23 protein-coding genes and 1 pseudogene are annotated in these 20,161 nt (G+C 61.6%); 14 read left to right on the top strand and 10 right to left on the bottom strand.

Annotation, left to right across the window (positions count from 1 at the left end; all coding sequences use genetic code 11):
* Nucleotides 1-83: 83 nt before the first annotated feature.
* Together ACEN42_RS33130 and ACEN42_RS33125 are read right to left on the bottom strand one after the other, a co-directional pair.
* Entirely contained in the window at nucleotides 84-1,235 is a 1,152-nt protein-coding gene (locus tag ACEN42_RS33130) for a porin (RefSeq protein WP_371882896.1), read from the bottom strand.
* On the bottom strand, nucleotides 1,232-1,417 hold the full coding sequence (locus ACEN42_RS33125; protein ID WP_371882895.1) for a hypothetical protein: 186 nt from the start codon (nucleotides 1,415-1,417) through the stop codon (nucleotides 1,232-1,234). Before ACEN42_RS33125 ends, ACEN42_RS33130 begins: the two co-directional genes overlap by 4 nt.
* Before the next feature lie 65 nt (nucleotides 1,418-1,482).
* Here ACEN42_RS33125 and ACEN42_RS33120 point away from each other — a divergent pair, with 65 nt between their 5' ends.
* From ACEN42_RS33120 to ACEN42_RS33090, 7 genes are all read left to right on the top strand, one after another.
* Nucleotides 1,483-1,926 carry a bacteriohemerythrin gene (locus ACEN42_RS33120; RefSeq protein ID WP_371882894.1) on the top strand — a complete coding sequence of 148 codons (444 nt, stop codon included), beginning with the start codon at nucleotides 1,483-1,485 and terminating at the stop codon, nucleotides 1,924-1,926.
* Nucleotides 1,927-1,955: 29 nt separating this feature from the next.
* Entirely contained in the window at nucleotides 1,956-2,948 is a 993-nt protein-coding gene (locus tag ACEN42_RS33115; protein WP_371882893.1) for a 2Fe-2S iron-sulfur cluster-binding protein, read from the top strand.
* Nucleotides 2,949-2,977: 29 nt separating this feature from the next.
* Nucleotides 2,978-4,282, top strand: a complete 1,305-nt coding sequence (locus ACEN42_RS33110; RefSeq protein ID WP_371882892.1) for a Rieske 2Fe-2S domain-containing protein — start codon at nucleotides 2,978-2,980, stop codon at nucleotides 4,280-4,282.
* 26 nt (nucleotides 4,283-4,308) lie between these two features.
* Nucleotides 4,309-5,574, top strand: coding sequence for a Rieske 2Fe-2S domain-containing protein (locus tag ACEN42_RS33105; protein WP_371882891.1), 1,266 nt, complete (start codon nucleotides 4,309-4,311; stop codon nucleotides 5,572-5,574).
* Between the two features lie 10 nt (nucleotides 5,575-5,584).
* The gene (locus tag ACEN42_RS33100; protein WP_371882890.1) at nucleotides 5,585-6,412 is read left to right on the top strand and encodes an SDR family NAD(P)-dependent oxidoreductase; all 828 of its coding nucleotides are present in this window, start codon (nucleotides 5,585-5,587) and stop codon (nucleotides 6,410-6,412) included.
* 8 nt (nucleotides 6,413-6,420) lie between these two features.
* On the top strand, nucleotides 6,421-7,365 hold the full coding sequence (locus ACEN42_RS33095) for an alpha/beta hydrolase (protein WP_371882889.1): 945 nt from the start codon (nucleotides 6,421-6,423) through the stop codon (nucleotides 7,363-7,365).
* An 85-nt stretch (nucleotides 7,366-7,450) separates the two neighbouring features.
* A complete protein-coding gene (locus ACEN42_RS33090; RefSeq protein WP_371882888.1) occupies nucleotides 7,451-8,131 on the top strand; it encodes a MarR family winged helix-turn-helix transcriptional regulator in 681 nt (226 codons plus the stop codon).
* On the opposite strand, the gene ACEN42_RS33085 is transcribed toward ACEN42_RS33090, so the two are convergent.
* Complete coding sequence (locus ACEN42_RS33085; RefSeq protein ID WP_371882887.1) at nucleotides 8,132-9,049, bottom strand: LysR family transcriptional regulator; 918 nt, start codon at nucleotides 9,047-9,049, stop codon at nucleotides 8,132-8,134.
* Nucleotides 9,050-9,241: 192 nt separating this feature from the next.
* Here ACEN42_RS33085 and ACEN42_RS33080 point away from each other — a divergent pair, with 192 nt between their 5' ends.
* The 4 genes from ACEN42_RS33080 to ACEN42_RS33065 all read left to right on the top strand — a co-directional run bounded on the left by ACEN42_RS33080 (nucleotide 9,242) and on the right by ACEN42_RS33065 (nucleotide 12,297).
* The gene (locus ACEN42_RS33080) at nucleotides 9,242-9,820 is read left to right on the top strand and encodes a YceI family protein (RefSeq protein WP_371882886.1); all 579 of its coding nucleotides are present in this window, start codon (nucleotides 9,242-9,244) and stop codon (nucleotides 9,818-9,820) included.
* A gap of 49 nt (nucleotides 9,821-9,869) precedes the next feature.
* Nucleotides 9,870-10,775, top strand: coding sequence for an NmrA/HSCARG family protein (locus ACEN42_RS33075; RefSeq protein WP_371882885.1), 906 nt, complete (start codon nucleotides 9,870-9,872; stop codon nucleotides 10,773-10,775).
* Nucleotides 10,776-10,974: 199 nt separating this feature from the next.
* Nucleotides 10,975-11,391 (top strand): hypothetical protein, encoded by a 417-nt coding sequence (locus tag ACEN42_RS33070; RefSeq protein ID WP_371882884.1) that lies wholly within the window; start codon nucleotides 10,975-10,977, stop codon nucleotides 11,389-11,391.
* Between the two features lie 45 nt (nucleotides 11,392-11,436).
* Nucleotides 11,437-12,297, top strand: coding sequence for a pirin family protein (locus ACEN42_RS33065; protein ID WP_371882883.1), 861 nt, complete (start codon nucleotides 11,437-11,439; stop codon nucleotides 12,295-12,297).
* Between the two features lie 7 nt (nucleotides 12,298-12,304).
* Here ACEN42_RS33065 and ACEN42_RS33060 read toward each other — a convergent pair.
* Both ACEN42_RS33060 and ACEN42_RS33055 read right to left on the bottom strand, forming a co-directional pair.
* A pseudogene (locus tag ACEN42_RS33060) lies at nucleotides 12,305-12,612 on the bottom strand (HAMP domain-containing protein); the annotation flags it as partial.
* A gap of 51 nt (nucleotides 12,613-12,663) precedes the next feature.
* Nucleotides 12,664-13,080, bottom strand: a complete 417-nt coding sequence (locus ACEN42_RS33055) for a hypothetical protein (protein WP_371882882.1) — start codon at nucleotides 13,078-13,080, stop codon at nucleotides 12,664-12,666.
* Nucleotides 13,081-13,124: 44 nt separating this feature from the next.
* On the opposite strand from ACEN42_RS33055, the gene ACEN42_RS33050 reads away from it, so the two are divergent.
* Nucleotides 13,125-13,265 (top strand): hypothetical protein, encoded by a 141-nt coding sequence (locus ACEN42_RS33050; protein WP_371882881.1) that lies wholly within the window; start codon nucleotides 13,125-13,127, stop codon nucleotides 13,263-13,265.
* A gap of 142 nt (nucleotides 13,266-13,407) precedes the next feature.
* On the opposite strand, the gene ACEN42_RS33045 is transcribed toward ACEN42_RS33050, so the two are convergent.
* The 4 genes from ACEN42_RS33045 to ACEN42_RS33030 form a co-directional block, all read right to left on the bottom strand.
* Nucleotides 13,408-14,517: a Gfo/Idh/MocA family protein gene (locus ACEN42_RS33045; protein ID WP_371882880.1), complete on the bottom strand. Its 1,110-nt coding sequence runs from the start codon at nucleotides 14,515-14,517 to the stop codon at nucleotides 13,408-13,410.
* Between the two features lie 51 nt (nucleotides 14,518-14,568).
* Nucleotides 14,569-15,078: a nuclear transport factor 2 family protein gene (locus ACEN42_RS33040; protein WP_371882879.1), complete on the bottom strand. Its 510-nt coding sequence runs from the start codon at nucleotides 15,076-15,078 to the stop codon at nucleotides 14,569-14,571.
* 1 nt (nucleotide 15,079) lies between these two features.
* Nucleotides 15,080-16,129 (bottom strand): homogentisate 1,2-dioxygenase, encoded by a 1,050-nt coding sequence (locus tag ACEN42_RS33035; RefSeq protein ID WP_371882878.1) that lies wholly within the window; start codon nucleotides 16,127-16,129, stop codon nucleotides 15,080-15,082.
* Nucleotides 16,130-16,281: 152 nt separating this feature from the next.
* Nucleotides 16,282-17,226 (bottom strand): 3-keto-5-aminohexanoate cleavage protein, encoded by a 945-nt coding sequence (locus ACEN42_RS33030; protein WP_371882877.1) that lies wholly within the window; start codon nucleotides 17,224-17,226, stop codon nucleotides 16,282-16,284.
* A gap of 354 nt (nucleotides 17,227-17,580) precedes the next feature.
* Here ACEN42_RS33030 and ACEN42_RS33025 point away from each other — a divergent pair, with 354 nt between their 5' ends.
* Nucleotides 17,581-18,123, top strand: a complete 543-nt coding sequence (locus ACEN42_RS33025) for a MarR family winged helix-turn-helix transcriptional regulator (protein ID WP_371882876.1) — start codon at nucleotides 17,581-17,583, stop codon at nucleotides 18,121-18,123.
* Between the two features lie 123 nt (nucleotides 18,124-18,246).
* Here the strand turns inward: ACEN42_RS33025 and ACEN42_RS33020 are convergent, their stop codons facing one another.
* Nucleotides 18,247-18,537, bottom strand: coding sequence for a DUF4148 domain-containing protein (locus tag ACEN42_RS33020; protein WP_371882875.1), 291 nt, complete (start codon nucleotides 18,535-18,537; stop codon nucleotides 18,247-18,249).
* Nucleotides 18,538-19,021: 484 nt separating this feature from the next.
* Between ACEN42_RS33020 and ACEN42_RS33015 the strand changes: the two genes are divergently transcribed.
* The gene (locus tag ACEN42_RS33015) at nucleotides 19,022-20,149 is read left to right on the top strand and encodes a substrate-binding domain-containing protein (RefSeq protein WP_371882874.1); all 1,128 of its coding nucleotides are present in this window, start codon (nucleotides 19,022-19,024) and stop codon (nucleotides 20,147-20,149) included.
* Nucleotides 20,150-20,161: the final 12 nt, after the last annotated feature.

Below are 20,161 nucleotides of genomic sequence, written 5' to 3'. Positions count from 1 at the left end.
GAGCAAACGGAAATTAAGTGATTCATTCACATTTGCGCCCGGAATCGGCCACTGACGGGTCAGCGGCCATCGGCGATTCGGGTTCAGAACGTGTGCCGCATACCTATCGCCACCCCGGTCTGATCCACGCCGGGCAATGGCGTCGATGCGGGCGGGACCACGCCGCCATCGATCGTGAACGTCCCGTTGCGCTGATTGAACATGTGCCCCGCGGTCACGTACAGCAACGAGCTCTTCGAGAGCAGATACGATGCACGCGCCGCGATCACCGAGGCTCCCGCCGAAGTCCCGCTGCTCGTCGATATGTGGCCGAACTGCGCATCGAGGGCGACTTGCGGCACCGGAAGATACGTTCCGCCGAACCACCAGTAATTACTCACCACGTCGAAGAGCGTCGCGGTCTGCGCGCCGTGATTGATCCGGTGAAGGAAGCCCGCGCCGATCGTGGTGTTGGAGAATTTCACGTAACCATCGATCACAGCGCGCGTATCGGTCAGCGAACTGGCCGGCAGCGGCGATCCTGTTCCCCCTCCCCCGTAATTGCGGTCGAACGCGGCCGCCATGCCCCAGCTCGTCGCTTCGTATTTCACCATCGCGGACATCGACTTGCACGCGCGCCAGTCCGTCGGCGACTGACCGGCGCAACCGCCAGCCGCCGCCGGATCCACTGCGTCACGCCCGAGCGAATAGGTGGCGGCCACCGTTAGTCCGGACGTCGTGAAGCTATAGGCGATCGCATTGTCCACGCGCGCCTGCGACAGGTAAGGATCGAGATCGCCCGCGGCATAGATATTCGGACCCATCGTGTCGCCCGGTATCGCCCAGTAGATCTGCGAGTACTGACGCCCGAGCGTGAGCGTTCCCCACTTTCCCGACAGACCGACGTACGCCTGCCGGCCGAACAGCCGGCCACCCTGATTCAACGTGCCCTGCGACGGCGCGAAGCCCGATTCCAGCACGAACACCGCGCTCAGACCGCCGCCGAGATCTTCCTTGCCGCGAAGACCCCATCGCGACGGTATCGAACCTGTCAGCGATGGCATGCGGAACGCGCTCGATTTTGTCGGACCAATGTTATTCACATATTCGATGGCGGTATCGATGATTCCGTACAGCGTCACCGAACTCTGTGCCTGCGATGTTCCCGGCGTGCAAAACGCCAATGACAGAAGTCCCCAGCAAACCAGCCGACGCCACCCAAACCCTCTCTCTGCCCGCTTCAGCCGCGCATTCATTCTTCCTCCGCCGTTTGGTTAATTTCTTCCATGGAAGGTAATTTTTCAACGTCTTCCATGTCAAACAGTCGGCGGTCAGAAGTTTCCCGGATCGATACGATTTCAAACCTCACCGATTCATGCCAGTAAAGGCTATACCGGAGGATATGCGAATTTGCATCACGGATAGGCATTTGTCCCATGTCGACATCTCCCTCGTAAGCATTTATCTTCCACGGAAGCAATTTATACGAGCGTGGATCACCGAATGGAAGAGACAGACGGCTTTACCTGGCAGGACGACTACGCCCTCGGCCACCCGACGATGGACGAAACGCATCACGAGTTCGTCGCATGCGTGAATGCGCTGCTGACAGTCGATGAAGCGCAACTCGAACACGCGCTCGATGCGTTTGCGAAGCATGCGCGTCACCACTTCGGCGACGAAGACGACGCAATGCGCGACTCGGTCTACGGCTCGGCGGGCTGCCATATCGACGAGCATGCCGCCGTGCTCCGTTCACTCGACGATGTTCGCGCCATGCTGGCGAAAGGCCGGATGGATGTCGTGCGATCTTTTGCGCGAGCACTCGCCGAGTGGTTTCCCGAGCACGTGCGCGTAATGGATCAGGGCCTGGCCCGCTGGCTCGTTCAACAGAAACTGGGCGCGTCGCCGGTCGTCGTCCGCAGGCAGCTTCGCGTCATTGCGTGACGCGTTCGACTTTCAAGGCTCACATCCCCATGGAACTTCAATCGATCTCCGCAAACACGTTGCTGCACGTCAAAGTCGCCGCAAAGGTCTGGCTGACCGACGACATCGCGAGCTATGAACTCTCGACGTTGTCGGGCGATGCGTTGCCTGCCTTCGAAGCGGGCGCGCACATCGACCTGCACGTCCCAAACGGTCCCGTGCGTCAGTACTCCCTGTACGACTTGCCGGGCGAGCATGCGCGCTATCGGATCGGCGTGCTGCGCGATCCGAACTCGCGCGGCGGCTCCATCAAACTGCTCGAAGACGTGCATGCGGGCGATACGCTGACGATCAGCGCGCCGCGCAACCACTTTGCGCTGCACAGCGCCACGAACGACTGCTCGATTCTCTTTGCTGGCGGCATCGGCATCACGCCGATTCTCTGCATGGCGCAACAACTCTCGAACGAGCGCCGCCCATTCGAGTTGCACTATTGCGGACGCACGCTTTCAGCGATGGCGTTCGTCGAGCGCCTGCAAGAGACGGGCGTCGGCGACGAGTCGAACGTACAAGTGCACGTCGATGACGGCGCGCCCAAACAGCAACTCGATGCGCGCGCCGCGATCGGTGCGCCATCGGACGACAAGCATCTGTATGTCTGCGGACCTGCGGGCTTCATGGATCACATTCTCGCGACGGCGCGTGCACTCGGCTGGGACGAAAAGCACCTGCATCGCGAGTATTTCGCGGCTACCTCTGCCACTTCGTCCGATGACGAAGCATTCGAAATCGAGGTCGTCAGCAGCGGCGAGATCGTCAAGGTGGCTGCCGGTCAGAGCGCGGCACACGCCCTGCTCGATGCCGGATTCGACGTGTCGCTCTCATGCGAACAGGGCGTCTGCGGCACATGCATGACGAAGGTTCTCTCAGGCACGCCCGACCACCGCGACCTGTATCTGACCGACGATGAGCGAGCAGGCAACGACGTCTTCATGCCCTGCTGCTCGCGCTCGAAGACGTCGCGCCTGACGCTCGATCTCTGACCAACCAATCCTGTAGCGAAGGACAAGACATGTTGACGAGACAAGACAACGAACTGATGTGCCGCACGGATTCCGGAACCGGCATGGGCGATGCGATGCGCCGCTTCTGGCTGCCGGTGATCCAGTCGTCGGACATGCCGCAGGCGAACGGCGATCCACAAACCGTCGAGCTGCTTGGCGAGCGCTTCGTCGTCTGGCGCGATGAGCAGGGGCGTCCCGGTGTCTATGCGGATGGTTGCCTGCATCGCGGCGCTTCGATGCAACTGGCGCGCGCGGAAGGCGATGGCTTACGCTGCATCTATCACGGCTGGAAATTCGCGGTCGACGGCACCGTGCTTGAAACGCCCAACGTGGAAGACCCGAAATTCAGGAAGCGCATCAAGGGGCGGACCTATCCGGTGCGGGAAGCGGGAGGCATCGTCTGGGCGTATCTGGGACCACAGCGCGAAGAGCCGCCCTTTCCGCACCGGGCTTTCATGGATCAGCCGGACGCGCATCGCATCAACGCCTGTGCGGTCATCAACGCCAACTTCGTCCAGGTGATGGAAGGTCTCGTCGATTCATCGCATCTGACCGTGCTGCACAGTTCGGCGCTCGCCAAAACGAACGACTCCGATCTCGACTACGCGAAGAAGACATCGCACATGCAGTTCGACGCCGCACCGACAATCGACGCCGATGAAACCGACTTCGGCTTTCACTACGCCGCGATCCGCGAATCGGCGGGCACGCGCATCGCCCGGGTCACGTCGTTTATCGCGCCGTGCTACATCGCGAATGCGAACGGCGATGTCTTCCTCGCGATCGTCCCCGTCAACGATGAGCGCTGCAACCTGTATCACGTGTGGTGGGATGCCGAAAAGCGCATTGGCGAGGAGCCGTTGCGCGGCGCGCAGCTCACGTTCGTCGGCCTCGATGAGCCAACGCTGCGCAAGTACGGCATGACGACCGATACCTGCAACACACCTGCGGCGATGTCTGTCGCCAATGGTTATCTGCAAAACCGCGCGCAGATGCGCAACGGTCACTTCACGGGCCTCGCCGGCATCACGCAGGAAGACGCCGCTTGCAGTGTGTCCAGCGGCACGATTCGGGATCGCTCGCAAGAGATGCTGTCCACGGCCGACATCGCGATCAGCCGGCTGCAACGCTGCCTGCTCACCTACGCCCGCGCGGCCCGCGACCAGCAACCGATCATGGCGATGAGAGCGGATGCCGGCGACGCGATCGGCATATCCGCGGAAATCGGTCCGAACGAAGACTGGCGTTCGCTGGTGCCGCACCATCGGATCGTTTCGACGCAGGGCGCGACTCGCGCCGGGCGCAATCAATAACGCAAGTCAGGAAAGGAGAGCTTCACATGTTGAGCCGCGAAGATAACGACATACTTTGCCGCGTCGGTCCAGGCACGCCCGGAGGCGCACTGATGCGACGCTTCTGGCATCCCGTATGCACATCGGCCCAGTTGCCGCATCCGGACTGCCCGCCGCTGCGCGTCCGTCTGCTCGGCGAGAACTATGTCGCGTTTCGCGACAGCGACGGAAAGGTCGGCTTTCTCGAAGAGCTGTGCATGCATCGCGGCGCGTCGCTTGCGCTCGGCAGAGTCGAGGAAGGCGGCATCCGTTGCCTCTATCACGGGTGGAAGTTCAGCGTGTCCGGTGACGTGATGGAGACGCCGAATCATGCCGATCCAAAGTACGCCGCGCGGATGAAGGCGCCCGCGTTTGCCGTTCGCGAGGAAGGCGGAATCGTCTGGGCTTATGTCGGCGCACCAGAACAGATGCCAGCGTTTTCGCGCTATGCGTTCATGGATGCCGAAGCGGATCATCGCGTCGTGCTGCGCATCAATGTGGCGTGCAATTATCTGCAACTGGTCGAAGGCGGCGAAGATAGCTCGCACGTCGGTGTTCTGCATACGAACATGGCGCGTCCCGGCTGGAAAGACGACGCGTTCACGCGCAACACCGATGTCGTCAATCCCGCCGCGCTCGCATCCAACGATCTGGAGCCGGCGCTGAAGATCGAGACGACGGCCTTCGGCTTTCATTACGTGGCGCTGCGCAAGACCGACGATCCGAACGTTCGCAATGCGCGTGTCGTGCCGTTCATCGTGCCTTACGGCCGCATCATTCCGGCGCCGGCGTTTCTCTTCACCGTGCTCGAAGTGCCCGAGGACGACACGCACACGAGCACCTTCATCGTCGTGCACGGCGATGCGCCGGTGACCGAGGACAAGATCATCGAACTGCTGGGCCTGGACGATCCGAAGTACTACGATCGCAAGACCTGCACCTTCACGGCAAGCTGGGCGGATACTTTCGGGCAGGACCGCGAGCGGATGAAGGAGAACTGGACGGGATTACGCGGCGTAGAAGTAGAGGACGCCTCCATCGGCCTCTCTCAAGGCCCGCTCTACGACCGTTCGAGCGAGCATCTGGTGCCCGCCGATCAGGCCGTCGTGCGCGTGCGTCGCGTGCTGATGGACGCGATCAAGGCCGTGACGGAGCACCGGAAACCGCCCGCGCTCGGCCTCGACCTGAGCGGCGTCAGCGCCTGCGACGCGCAGCTCGAAGAGGGCAAGGCGTGGCAGGATCTGCTGCCCTCGCATCGACAGATTGCAGCCTGAGGAGACCCACATGACGACCCACGATTTTCAGAACAAGGTGCCGGACTACCTGTCCCTTCTGCGGCTCGACGGCCGCGGTTTCGTGCTGCTGGGCGCGGGCCAGGGCATCGGCGAACAGACCGCGCACGCACTCGCGCAGGCCGGCGCGCGCGTGCTTTGCGTCGACAAGGACGAGCTGCTTGCCCGCAACATCGCCGAGGCCGTGGGCGGCATTCCGTGCCGGGCCGACGCGACATCCCGCGCCGACATGCAGCGCGTGTTCGAGACGGCGCGCGCGCACTTCGGGCGCATTCATGGCGTGGTCGATATCATCGGCGTTGCGGGCATCAAGCCGCTCTCCGCCGTGGACGACACATCGTGGGACCAGCAATTCGATATCGTCGTTCGCCATGCATACCTCGCGATTCAGATCGGCGGCGAGATGATGAAGGCCGATGGCGGCGGCACCTTCGCGTTCGTCGGCTCGCTCGCCGGCGATCGCGCCATTCCCAACGAGGTCGCCTATGCGGCCTCGAAAGCGGCACTGCATCATCTCGTGCGCAGCGCGGGCGCGGAGTATGCGCCGCATAACGTGCGAATCAATGCAGTGTCGCCGGGATTCGTCCGCACGCCGCGACTGAATCAGCGTCTGAGCGAAGCGACGTGGACGTCCGTCGGCCGAGCGATTCCGCTGGGACGCGCCGCCACGCCCGCCGAGATAGCGGGGCATTTGCTGTTCCTCGCATCCGATCTGAGCGCGCATATGGCGGGTGAAATCGTCACCGTCGATGGCGGGCTGAGTGTGCTCGCCGCCATTCCGCCGATTACGTTCGCGCCTTCCACGACTCCGACGCCCTGATACCGACGATGTCATCCACTGTTCAGAATCGAATTCATCCGTCGCTTCGGGCTATTGCGGCAGCCGCTGCGGCGACACCGGGCATGGCGGAAACGAGCGCCACGGAAGCGCGGGCGGCCATGGCTGCGCGCACAGCCACGCGCGCGCCCGGACCCGAGATCGACAAGGTCTACGATTTCGTCATTCCGGCTATGGGCGCCGATATTCCGGTACGGATCTACCATCCCAAAGACGCGCCAGGCGTCACGATGGCCTTTCATGGCGGCGGCTGGCTGATGGGCAATCGCGACAGCTTCGATGCGGTCTGCCGGCATCTCGCCAGCGACTCGGGACTGGCGGTCGTGAGTGTCGACTATCGACTCGCACCGGAGCATCCCTTCCCTGCCGCGCTCGACGATGTGTGGGCCGCGACCTGCTGGGTCGCGCGACATGGCGCCGAACTGGGCCTTCCGTCCGCGCGCATGACGGTGTTCGGTGAGTCTGCCGGCGGCAATCTCGCGGCGGCGGTGTGCCTGCTTGCGCGGGATCACGCGGGCCCGCGCATTCTCGCGCAAGCGCTCGTCTATCCTGCGACGGACGCGCGTCAGCAAGGCGAGTCCCTGTCCACTTACGCCGAAGGCTTCATGCAGCGCAAGGCCGATGTCGCGTACGCCTTTCGTACCTACGCGCTCGATCATGGCGTGTCGCCGACTGACTGGAAACTCTCGCCGTTGCTCGCCGAAAATCACGAAGAACTGCCGCCCGCGATCGTCATCACCGCAGAGTGCGACGCATTGTGTGACGATGGCGAAGCATACGCGCGCAAGCTCGCCGAAGCAGGCGTGCCGACGACGTGCGTGCGCTATATCGGCATGCTGCATACCTTCTACAGCATGCGCGGTCAAGTAGATGCAGCCACGCTCGCTCAACGTCAGATAGCCGATACCTTGCGCCGGGCGGTGCGAGCTGCATGAACGCGTCAAGGACGACGCTACGCAGGCCGAGGCAGTCCGGTTACAATTTCCGAGGAGCCAATTTACTTCCGGGGAAGCCAACGAGATGAGCACCGCCGCCGTAAAACGAAGCCCGTCCCGCCGATCCCGCGCGAATACTGCGGCGGAACAGCCGGAGGCGGCCAGGAAGCCGAGTCTTCCCGGTCGCAGCCAGATCGACCTCATCACGCTGCAATGGCAACGTGAACATAACGAGCTCGATCTCTCGGACTTTCTGCTTGCCATCTACTTCATGCGGCTCGGCACGCTCATCGAGCAGGATTTCGACAGGATGTGCCAGAACCTGTGCGGCATCAGCGGGTCGGACATGCGTGTGCTGCTTGCACTGCGCCGCAGCGGTCATCCCTATGCGAAGCGTCCTACGGACCTGTATCGCGCGTTGCTCGTCACCTCGGGTGCAATCACCAAGAAAATCGACCGGCTCACGAGCCTTGGCTTCGTGGAGCGGCTGGCCGATCCGAGTCACGGCGGAGGCTTCATCGTCCACTTGACGAAGAAGGGACTCGATATCGTCGAGAAGGCGATCGTGAAGCTCGCGAAAGAATCGTCGATCGCACCCGCGATGGCGCATTTCACGGACGCGGAGCGCGACGCGGGCAATCAGTTCTGCCTGCGCACCCTGGCATTGATGGAAGAGCTGGTCTTGCCCGGGCTCGAAGACGCCGACAACACGTCGACGAAAACACGAGGCAAGGTCGCGCGGAAATCATCGAGGGGCCGTGGCTGATCATTGATGTCCCTTTGATGGATCCTTCATCATTTCGCCCAGTTTCGCCACAAGAAATTCCGCAAAGACCGCGACTGCGGGCGGCACAGGTGGACGGCTCGTGTAGACGAGCTGCAGGCCGAGGCCCGTGCTCACGCGCCGATAGCTTGGCAGTACGCGCACCAGTTTGCCTTTCGCCAAGGCCGACTCGACCATCAACTCTGGCAGTAGCGCAATACCCAACCCGGCGATACACGCTTGCGCCAGCACTCGCATGTCATTGACCGCGAACCGGCTGTCGATCGAAACCTCCTGCATGCCGCGCGGGCCCTGCAGACGCCATGTGTTACGTCCCTGCCGGTTGGATATCGTCAGACAATCGTGGTCGGCGAGTTCACGCAGCGTGCGTGGCGCAGGCCGCCGTTTCAGATAGGCCGGACTCGCCGCGAGGATCATTGCATTCGGGGCCAGCCGACGTGTCCTGAAACCGCTACTTGTCTCGATGCCCATGCGCACTGCGAGATCGATGCGCTCGGAGATCAGGTCTGTCGGCGTATCGTCGAGCACGAAGTCGAGGCTGATCTGCGGGTAGCGCGCATAGAACTCGACCAGCCAGTCCATTCCGACGAGTTCGAACAGACCCGCCATCGATGCCACGCGCACGGACCCGGACGGCGCCCGCTCGTCCGCATGAAGCCTTCCTATCTCGAAGATCTGATCGAGCGCCGGCGCATATCGCTCGAACAGCGCCTGACCATCGGCACTCAGCGCGAGTTTGCGAGTAGAGCGATGCAGCAGACGAGTGCCTAGTTGACCTTCGAGTTGGTCGATTCTTCGGCTGACCGTGTTTGCGGGCATGCCGAGGCGTCGCGCCGCCTCGGAGAAACTGCTCGCGCGCACGACCTGGACGAACATCGCGAGGTCATTCAGATCGATCATCTCATTTATCCATAATTGGATTAATCCAATCCGATTCTACCGTCTAGTGTGAGACCTCGTTCGTCCTCATACTTGAGGTACACACAGTAAGCGGCCGCTCGCAGGTCTGTTCGCCCACAAGCTGTCCCGGCGCCCGCCCCTCACCCGACACCGCGCACTAGCGCGGCAACTAAACGTTTCAAGGAGCTTGGTTTGAAGAAGCATCTGATCATCGCGGCTGGCGCCCTCGCCGCATCGCTTTCATTTTCGGCGTTCGCAGACGTCGCGACGTACCAGTTCGATTCGAGCCACACGTATCCGTCATTCGAGGCCGATCACATCGGTGGCCTCTCAGTCTGGCGTGGCAAGTTCGACAAATCGCAGGGTACGGTGACGCTTGATCGCGCGTCCAGAACCGGCACCGTCGAAGTGATGACGGACATCGCGTCGGTCCACACCGGCAGCACGAAGCTCGATCAGGAACTGCAGTCGGATCGGTTCTTCGATGCGTCGAAGTTCCCCGAAGCAAGCTACAAAGGCACGATCAGATTCAAGGGCGACAAGCCAGTCTCGGTCATCGGCAACTTGACGATGCACGGTGTGACGAAGCCGCTGACGTTGAATATCGATTCGTTCAAGTGCATGCCGCATCCGATGCTCAAGCGCGAAGTGTGTGGCGTGGACGCGGTCGGCGAATTCGATCGCGGAGACTTCGGCGTCGATTTCGGCAAAACGTACGGCTTCAGCATGAAGACCAAACTGCTTATCTCGGCCGAAGCACTCAAGCAATAAGCCATTCGGAGCGTCGCACGCTCCTTGCAAAACCTAACGGAAAGCAATCATGTCGAACACACAGAAGCTCATCGCCGTCGTCGGCGCAACGGGTCAACAAGGCGGCGCTGTCGTGCGCGCACTGCAAGCAAGCGATCAATTCAAGGTGCGCGCGTTGACCCGCAATCCGGCCGCGCATCCGAAGCTGGGCGACGAAGTCGTTCCAGCAGACTTCAATCGTCCGGAAACACTAAAAGCGGCGTTCGCCGGAGCACATGGCGTTTTTCTGGTGACCAACTCCTGGGAAGCAGGAGCGGACGATTCGGCCCAGGCGCTCGCCGCTGTCACCGCAGCGAAAAACGCCGGCGTGCAGCACCTCATTTGGTCGACGCTGCCGAACGTAGAGACGATCAGCGGCGGCAAGATCGACGTGCCGCATTTCACCAACAAGGCAAAGGTCGAGCGCATCGTGCGCGAAGCCGGATTTGCGCATCATACGTTCGTGATCGCACCGTTCTATTACCAGAACCTGCTCGGCGCAATGGGCCCGCAGAAACAGGCGAACGGCACGACGGGTTGGGCGCTGCCGCTCGATCCCGAACGGCGGGTCATTCACGCGGGCGACATCAATGAACTCGGCAGGCTGGTGGCTGGCGCGTTCGCGCAACCGGAGCTCGTTGGACACGGTGAACGTTTGCCGCTGGTGGGCGATTTCGTCAGCTTCAACGACATCATCGCCACGTTGAATCGCCAAGGAAACGCGTTCTCGTTCACGCAGGTCCCGCGCGAGGTTTTTGCTAGCTGGTTTCCCGGCGCCGGAGATATCGCGGCCATGCTCGCCTACTTCGAAGCGCATACCTATCTCGGCTCGGATTCGCGCGACGCCATCGCGCTCGCCAACAAGGTCGCCGGCGGGCAGCCCACGAATTTTGTCGAGTGGGCGAGAGCGAACTTCGCGATCGCGGCGGTCTCCTGAAAAGGCCTCTCCGGACGATCAGGTCGACCGCGTCCGTTCATCGTCGCTGCTCGACATGACCGACGCGCCCTCATCGAGTCACGAATGAGCAATATCCATGAGACGAGTTCCTTATCACACAATCGATAGCGCACCCGATGCATCGCGCCCGCTTCTGCAAAAGGTCGCCCAGTCCTCTCCTAAAGGACTTCCGCTGAATGTGCACGCCCAGATGGCAAATGCTCCGGCTGTGCTGGCCTCCTACGCATCGCTGCGCGCCGCGACCGCCGAGCACGGCACCCTGAGTCCGAAGATCAACTGGGCGCTGAATCTCGCAACTGCGGCCACGGTCGGAAACGACTACATGACAGGTATTGCCAGTCGATTCGCCCGCGCGAGCGGCTGGACCGAAGCACAAACAGCCTCCCTGCGAACCGGCACCACGTCGAGCGACGCCAGGATCCGCGTGGTCAGGGAAGCCGCGGCTAACTCGGGATGCGTCACGGACGCCACGTGGAAAACCGCTCAACAAGCCGGCTGGAACGATGTGCATCTGACCGAGGCCTTTGCGTATCTCGGACTGACGTCGTTCACGGGATACTTTCTCAACTACGCGCAAAGCGAAGCAGACATCTGAGCTGATACCTCATCGATGCCAAGTCAAACGTCTGGAGACCACTCCGTGAATCCCGTCATCCCGAATCCGCCGACCGTCCACGCCCCCGCCGGTGTAGGCCGTCGGGTAATCTTCCGCACGCGCGGAAACGCGCATGGACCGATCGTCCGCATGGTGAGCCCATCCGACGTCGGCAAGTTGATCAAGCCGTTCGTATTTCTCGATCTCATCGATATGCACGACGCGATGGGCCAGCAGGGTTTCGGCTGGCATCCGCATTCGGGCATCGCTACCCTGACGTTGGCCATGCAAGGGCAAAGTCGCTATGTCGAATCGATCGGCCACGAAGGGAGCACGGTGGCCGGCGATATCGAATGGATGTGCGCAGGTCGCGGCGTCTGGCATTCCGGCGTTGCTCTGCCGCCGATGAAAGCCTTCCAGCTGTGGATTGCGTTGCCGCCGGAGCGCGAACTAGCTCCCGCGTTCAGCCAGCACCTTTCGTCGTCCGACATCCCCTCGGACGGCCCGGCACGCGTGCTGCTCGGCCGAAGTGGCGAGGCGATCAGCCCGATCGATGCGCCTTCCGGCATCAACTATTTCGTCGTGCAGTTGAAGGCCGGCGAGCGCTGGACTTACCAGCCGCCGCAAGATTACCGTGTCGGCTGGATAGCGGTGATGGACGGGAGTCTGCGCACGCCCGATCCGGTCGACAAAGGTGAACTAGCCGTCTTCAATCCATCCGACGCGGCGATCGAATTCGAGGCTGTAACCGATGCGCGCTTCGTGCTCGGTACCGCCATTCCGCATCCACACGATCTCCACCTTGGCCATTACTCGGTGCATACGAACCCCTCCGCCCTAATCGAGGGCGAACATGAAATAGCGCGCATCGGTCAAGAACTGCGCGACAAGGGCATGATGCCTTGAATTAGTCGACGGTCGCGGTGATCTCCTCCATGCTGGCCGCCGTCTCTTGCAGTGACACGGCCTGTTCCTCCGTACGCGACGAAGATCGAGATTGCCCGGCGCGATCTGCACGCCCGCCGTCGTCTCGCTTTCGGCGCTGTGGCGCGCTCGTCCGACCACCTGCGCGAGACTCGTCTGCATGTGCTTGAGCGCGGTGAGCAGTTCGGCGATCTCGTCCTTGCCTCGCGCATCAAACTCGAGCGACAGGTCACTGGTCGCAAACGCCTGCACGCAGCCCGACGCGTGATTGAGCGGCCTCAACATGGCCACGGTCCCCTTCAAGGTTGATACCACCGGCGCTCTGTGCGGTACGGCAAACACGAAGTATTAGGCGATCAGCGCAAGGAATTCGGCGCGATCTTCGTCGATAGCCGCTACGGGAGTCTGCACGGTCCGCTGCCGATGTCGATAGTCAATCTGGAGAACGCCACGCGTCAGAACAACGGCCAGCCCGAGGTGGTCGCGAGCTTCGCGTGGAACGATCAGACGAGCGTGCAAAGCCTGCCAGGCATCGAGTTCGAGAGCGTCGCCGGTCAGCGCGGCATGCACGGCAGTTTCGGCACCGACGTCCATAACACGCGCATCGCGAACGGGCCGCTGTTCAAGACGTCGTCGGTGGTGGTTGATGATACGGCCGTCGGCGTGCGGCATCGAGAGGCCGAGCAGATGCGCGACCGTCGGAACGACACCGACGCGAGTCGCTGCAAGATCCGCCGGGCAATGCAAGCCGGCAGGTCGCGGCATCGACGATCACACCGCCCGCGCCCGCTACCGGCCTGCGCTTCGAGTTGCCGACGGACCCGACCGGCGCGACCGCCGATGCCTCCCTCGCGAAGGGCACCTACACGATCAATCTGGCGGTCAAGGATCTGACCGTCGACAACAAGACGTACCGTTGTTTCGACTATGCAAAAACCATTCACCAGTAAGGCTTGCATCCCTCTGATCATCTACATGGCGGCGTCGATGTTCACCGGATACTTCCTCAACTGCGCGCAGACCGAATCCGACGGCTTGGCGGGCGCCATTTCGTCACGGCGTGCGCTGCGCGAGGAGCGCCGGTGGACTGGACTACCCAACTCGTACCCGCTGCCCCGTCGCGGCGGACCGTTCGATGGCATCGAGCGTCATATGCAATACGAGGGCGTCGTCGAAATCGGGCGCCGTATGCGTGCCGTGCCGCAGGTCATTCGCCATCAACTTGTAGATACCGGCGACGTTCCGGGCCGTAATGGCATCTTCGAGGCCGAAATAGTGCGATCGCGGTACCTCGACTTCGTGATAACCATCCTCCCCTTTGCGGGCCGCCTCGATGCGCAACGGAGAAATATTGATCACGGGCACCTGATCGACCGCCGCCGTGATACGCACGTCCCCCTCTGTTCCGTTGATCTCCCACAGAAGCCGGGTTCCGCGCGGCAAGCCACCGCGAAGCTCCAGCGACAGCGGCGCTCCCGATTGAAGGATGGCATTGACCATCACGTGATCCGGTGTCTTCATCGGAAAGCTTTCGCCGGTCTCGATGATCCTCACGGTCTTCCGCCGCTGTGACAGTTCCGCACCCACTTCCTGTATGGGACCGAGCACGCGCTGTATCGCAGCGACGGCATGTCCGCCGATGACGGAAAGCAGCGTCGCGCCGTTTTTGGAGTCCATTGCATACGCGTCGCCGCGTGCTATTTCATCGCCCCAGGTGAAACCAGAACCAAGGTATGTCGACGACAAGACCTCTCCGACGAAACCATCGGCCACCAGCCGGCGTACATACTCCAGTTCAGGCGACACGATTGCCTGCGTTCCGATGACGGCCAGCGCGCCCTTCCCGTGCGCGAGCCCGGCAAGCTCGGTGGCCTCGGCCAGTCCATTCCCGAGCGGCCATTCGCAGTAGATGTCCTTCCCTGCTTCGATGGCCGCGCCGACCACTTCCCGGTGATACGGAACCTTCACTGTGACCACCACGACGTCGATATCGGGAGACGCGACGAGTTCCGCCACATTCGCAAATGCGCGCGGAATTCCGAAGGCGGCCGCAGCGGCCTGAGCGCTCGTCAGGCTGGTGTTCGCCACGCCGGCGATTTCAAAGTCATCCGACAGAGCCCGCAGTGCCGGAATGTGAGCTGTCGTGGCCCATCCGCGCTCCGCGCTAAGACCCACGATCCCCACACGTAAACGTTTGTTCATCGCTTCCTCGAACCATAGAAAAGAGTGGCTTGCCGCAGCGCGCCGGACGCTTCACGCGAACCCATACTTGTACGATGGATCATCGCGGCCGCGTCGCCCGACATTGGAGTTCTCCAGCGGCGCCAGGTCGCCGGGGACGGGATCCGATCGCTGCGAATCGAGCACCACGGCGCGGTCAGCGATGCGCCACTCGCCATTGCGCCGCTCCATGCGATCGACGTAACGGACGTTCACGACCCAGTCTCTGGCGGGCTTGTCGCCGTCTGGCTTCGTGCGATGAAAGGCCTGTGCGTAGTGCTCGGCGCACGCCACGTCGCCGTTGACCTCGACATACTGGTTGCCCGTGAAGTGCTGGGTGCATTCAAAGCCTGGCAGCAACTCGGCGGCCCATTCGATGAATCCTTCCACGCCGCCGTCATAGGCGCCGTGATGATCGACCGCGTCTGGGTGATAACACGAACGCACGAGATCCCAGTCCATGCGATCGATGCCCCGGCAATAGCGAATATGAACGCGCTTGATTTCCGCCTCGTCGAGAAACTGCTGAAGCCGCGATTCCACGTTAATCCTCCTTGTTCATGCCTGGTTGAGGGCCGTACTCTCCCGTTTCCATCAACTGCGACGCCGCGAGCGCTCTCGGTGTCCAGCGCAGCGTCGCGCGCGTTTCGAGCAGCCACGCCTGATAGGTTTCGGGCACGTTCTCGGAAGGCCCGTGATGAATGACGCCCTTGGGAACCCAGGTCAGCGTGCCCGGTTCGGAACAACCGCCCCAGACGCCGGGTCCTCGCACATAACAGATCACTTCGTCGAAGTCCGCGTTGATATGAATCGGCGGGCGGCCCGATGGGCGCGAACTGAGGTTGAACAGCAGCACATCGCCCGTAGCGGATGACAGAAACTGACTCGGCGGTCCGCCTTCCGGCAAATAGGTGTGCACCTGGATCTTCGTCAGGTTGAGCTTCCATACCGGAACCGACTCGGACAACTGCACGCCGAGCGAGAGCGGGTCGTGCGGCATCGTGAAGACGGTGTTGTCCCCGTCCGACGTCTTCAGCACCAGCCGCGTCGGACCACCCACGGGAATATCGGCGCTCACCGCCGCGTAGGTCACGTCCCTCGCGGCGTTGATCATCCCAGAGGGCGCCGGCGGCGCGAGTCCCAACGCCGACGGACTTTCGATGATCACGCTGCGCATACCCTCGCCGATCGGCGCGTAGCGGTACGCGACCGCACGCGGGATACAGACGAAGTCACCCTCTTCTGCCGTGAGACAGCCGACATCGGTTTCGAATCGGACAGTGCCCGACTGAATGAAATGGATCTCGTCCGCTTCGACGTTTCGCACCACATAGGGCATCGGCTTGCGGCGCGCCGAGACAAGCAGCTTGACGCCAAGCCGGGACGTCGCTACCGCCGTCGGAAGGGCTTTCGCGTCGTCCTGATCGTCGGGAATCAGGCCGTCCAGCACCGCTCGCCGCGGCGCATGGGGCCCTTCCACGGACAGGTAGTCCGGCGCATAGGTCGATCGGGTCACGACAGAAAGCGCGCCCATGAAGCCGTCCCGCGTCCACAACTGCACGGGAGGCTCGCCGCCGCTCGGCTTATCACCCATTTTCAGTCTCCTTCGGTGTCAAACACTCACAACAGGCACTTCGCTATGGAAGCGGATCGACTTCATGCGACGTCGTCCGCTGTCCCGTCCGACGCCACATCGGTGTATTGCCGATGGCGCCGGCTCAGCGACGCCATCGCCGTGATGCGTGGTCAGCGCGTCGGCTTTCCAACCAGCGCACGATACTCGTTGGCGCTGGCGGGCTTACGCCCGAGCAGGCCGGCGATGTCGCGCGCCATCGTGAACATCTCGAGATTGCTCTTGAGGCGCTCATCGCTGTTCGGGAATTTCCACGGCGTGTCTTCCGTACCGACACGGATATGCAGACCCATCATAGTGGCAAGCGTAGTCATATACAGCGACGATCGTCCCGCCGCGCAGACGCTGATGACCGAGGTCGGATCGATCTTGCGAATCTGGTCGACCATGAGGAACATGTGTTGCGCCATGTCCTGTGCGTCGCTGACCCAGGTGCCGGAGACCAGCGTGCGGCCGACGTTGAACGGCAGGCCGTACAGGATCAGCCAGTTGTACGGCTTCTTGAGAATGCCGGTATCGATCAACTTGCGCTTGGCGAGTTCGATTTCGCCCGAGCTATGAACCGCGAGTTCCGGCTTCACGCCAACCTCCTCGAGCGTTGCGACAGCCGGCACTGCAAAGGCCTCCGGATGTCCGGGCGCACATGGCGCAACCTCGGTCAGCCCTTCTCGTGCGGGGCTCATGCACATATCGAACGTAGTGCCATGAAGCACGTTCACATTCGGCACGAAGTCATTGCCGAAGCGGGCGCGCAGCGGCTCGATAACCTGCTTGTACGCTTCGACCGGCAGGATGTCGCGGTCGAGGCGACGCCCCTGTGCGTCGGTCATGAACGAGAAGTCGATATGAACGCCGCACGCGCCCGCCTCGATCACGCTGGTCGCTTCATCCACGTACGCCTGGAACGACGTCGTGTCTTCGAAGCGTCCGGAGACGGCGGCGTTGATTGCGATTTTCTCCGAGACGTCCCACTTGGGCTGCAACTCTGCCCCTGCAATGAATTGATACTCCTCCATTTCGCGTTTCGCGGCTTCCCAGAGTGGCAGCTTTTCGATCATGGTGATCCTCTACAAAGATGGTGAAGTAAGGGTAGAACTGTTCCGAACCTTCGGCCACCTGACTCCGGTAGATGCAGATGTCATCGCGTCCGATTATTTGGTTCGTAGTCCTGTATCAATAAAAATCGAACGGATGCGGTCCTGGCAACAATTCATGCCGCAGGACCACCCGCTGGTATCACGACCGAATCATTTGTGCTAAGATGATTCCGTTAGATATCGATTTATATCGAATGATGTGTCTTGGAATGAATAAAGTCAAGGACGCTAGGGAATTCCCTAGAAAGCGTCGTGACTGCAGCCCCGGACAGACGTCGGAGCGTCGAGCCTGTCCCCATCTTGAGGAATGAGCCCATGGCCAAGTCCTGCCCCTCCGCAATCGACACGCCCCTGGATCACATCGCTCTGTCTCGCGCCTCATCGGGAAGAGAGACGCCCGATATCCTTGACGACCGGGGAAGGACAGTGCCGTGGATGACCCGAACATTGCACCGGCTCTATGACGCCGAAGCGCAAAAGATCCTGGGCCGGGAGAGCGTGTCCATCGCGCACTGGTACTACCTGAGAGTGCTGGCACAGCGCGGCGAGCTGAATCAGCTGGAGTTGAGCAAGCGCGTCGGCATCGCCTCGACGACGGCCGTACCTGCTCTCGACAGCATGGAGAAGCGTGGTCTGCTCAAGCGAACGCGAGACCCGAAAGATCGCCGCAAGTACTACGTCAGTCTCACCGACGACGGACGACGTCTCGTGGAGACGATGATGCCGGAGATCGTTCACATGATCTCGAATTCGATCGACGGAGTGGACCCGGACGAGATGCGCGTCTTCTGGAAGGTCTTGCATCAGATCGCGCAGAATCTCCTGGACAAATCCAGCGAGGATTCCGTGGTCGATTGACGTGTCCGGTGCATGCGCATCACCTGGTGCGCATAAGAAAACGGCTGAGCCTCCCTGCCGTCTCAGGCAGGAAGGCTCAGCCGCAGGTCGCGATGGCTGAGCGCCGAGTGTTAGCGCACGACGTCAGAAACCACTTGCCGAACCCGATCGGGATGCACCGTCGGAGGCACCCCCAAATGCCGTCCCGGCGCCTTGCGCCGCGGCGTTCTGTGCCGCCAGTCTGGCCTGCGCTGCCTGGATGTTCTCGGGATAGTGCACCCAATCATGCGGGTCATAGCCCGCTTTCTCGAGTTGCGCCAGTTCCGCACGCACCTGTGCACGACTTGCCGGCTGACTGGAACTGGACTGCGCAAACGCCGCAGCCGGTACCGCAACCACGGCGGCAAAAAGAACCATTCTGGTGAACGACTTCATGATCATTACCTCAACGATTGTTGTTAGCGGCGCGACAAACACTGACTGGCCACAAGTGGCTGAAAGTGTAAACGTCAAAATCGATTCGGGTAACTACTAGTTTTACAAACTCTGCGTTGCCGTGACGTCAACAATGCGTGAGTGAAGAATGCCTTCCGGAAGTCGCGGAAGCGTCATTGAATCGGCTCGCACCTGAAGCGGCTGAGGCCTGTCCACAGGGCGTGAGCGGCTGCTTCATCGCTAGGGAGATTCCCCTAGTTGCTTGACTTTGTTCGTCCCGAAACACATCATTCGATATAAATTGATTCTACATAGCACAATCTAGCGCGATCCCGTGCCGACGGCGACGACGAACAACACGCGGCACGATCGCACGCAATTAGATAGGAATACGTAGTACGTAATTTCAGATGACGTCTGAGACATCGACGCACGTCTTGACAGATATCGCACGCGATTTCAACCACACCGTTCGAGAACGATCATGCTCAGCCAATCCCGCTTCCGGCACGCCGCATCTCCAGGCAGAACCTCACTTCGCCGCATTGTCGAGCGTGCCGCACCGTTAGTCTCGGCCGCGCTGCTCTCCGCCGCCGCACATGCTGCGGACGACTCCCTGACGAACCGTCAAGGCGACATTACGCCACTTTGCGGCACGAAGCCGATGATCGTCGGCGTATCCGACGGTTACGGCGGCAACACGTGGCGCAAGACCGGCCTGGCCGAGGTCAAGGACGAACTGAGTCGCTGCAAGAACGTCAAGCGGATCATCTACAGCAACGCCAATGGCGATCCGCAGAAAGCGAACTCCGACATCAACAGCATGGTTGCTCAGGGCGTCAATGTCCTGATCATGCTTCCGGATTTCGGGGCCGTGCAGCTCCCGGCGATGCGCTCGGCCATGAAAGCCGGTGTGTCAGTCGTCCCTTATTCGGCCCAGATAGCGGGAGTGGCGGGACGCGACTATGTCGTCAATGTCGTCGGGGACACGAAGGAGATCGGCGTGCTCTGGGCCGACTGGCTGGGAGCGAGCGTCAGGAAAGGCAACGTGGTGTTCCTCGGCGGATCGCCGGGCGCGGCCGGATCCCAGAATTTCATGGACGGACTGAAGGCTGGCCTCAGGAAATATCCGGACATGAAGCTGCTGAATGAACAGTTCGTCGTGACGAACTGGAGCCCGGTCGACGCGCAAAAAGCCACCGCGGGACTCATTGCACAGTATCCGCAGATCAACGCCATCGTGACGGACTACGGCGTGACGGCATTCGCGGCGGCGAAAGCCTTCGAGCAGGCTCACCTGCCGGTGCCCGCCATCGTCACCATCGCCAGCAACAATGAGCTGAATTGCCACTATCTGGCGAAGAAGAAGTCCGGCGCAAGCTTCCCCTACTACACGCTCGATGGCACGACCACCTATGTGCGCTTTGCCGTCCGCCATGGCGTAGCCAGCTATCAGGGCACGTCCGACAAGGAGTCGCCCGCGGTCCTTCCGTTCGCCTACGCCGACAGCGCGAAGGGTCTCGATCCCAAATGCGACCCGAGCGCGCCGCCCGACGCCGACCTGTCGTCCGCCCTTCCCCCGGAAAAGCTCAAGGCCGTGTTTGAGCAGTAATAGCGGAGAGAC

The organism is Caballeronia sp. S22 (genome assembly GCF_964261745.1).
Classification (GTDB): Bacteria; Pseudomonadota; Gammaproteobacteria; order Burkholderiales; family Burkholderiaceae; genus Caballeronia; species Caballeronia jiangsuensis.
Note: the sequence above shows the minus strand (reverse complement) of the source record. Positions and strands in the feature narration are given on the sequence as shown.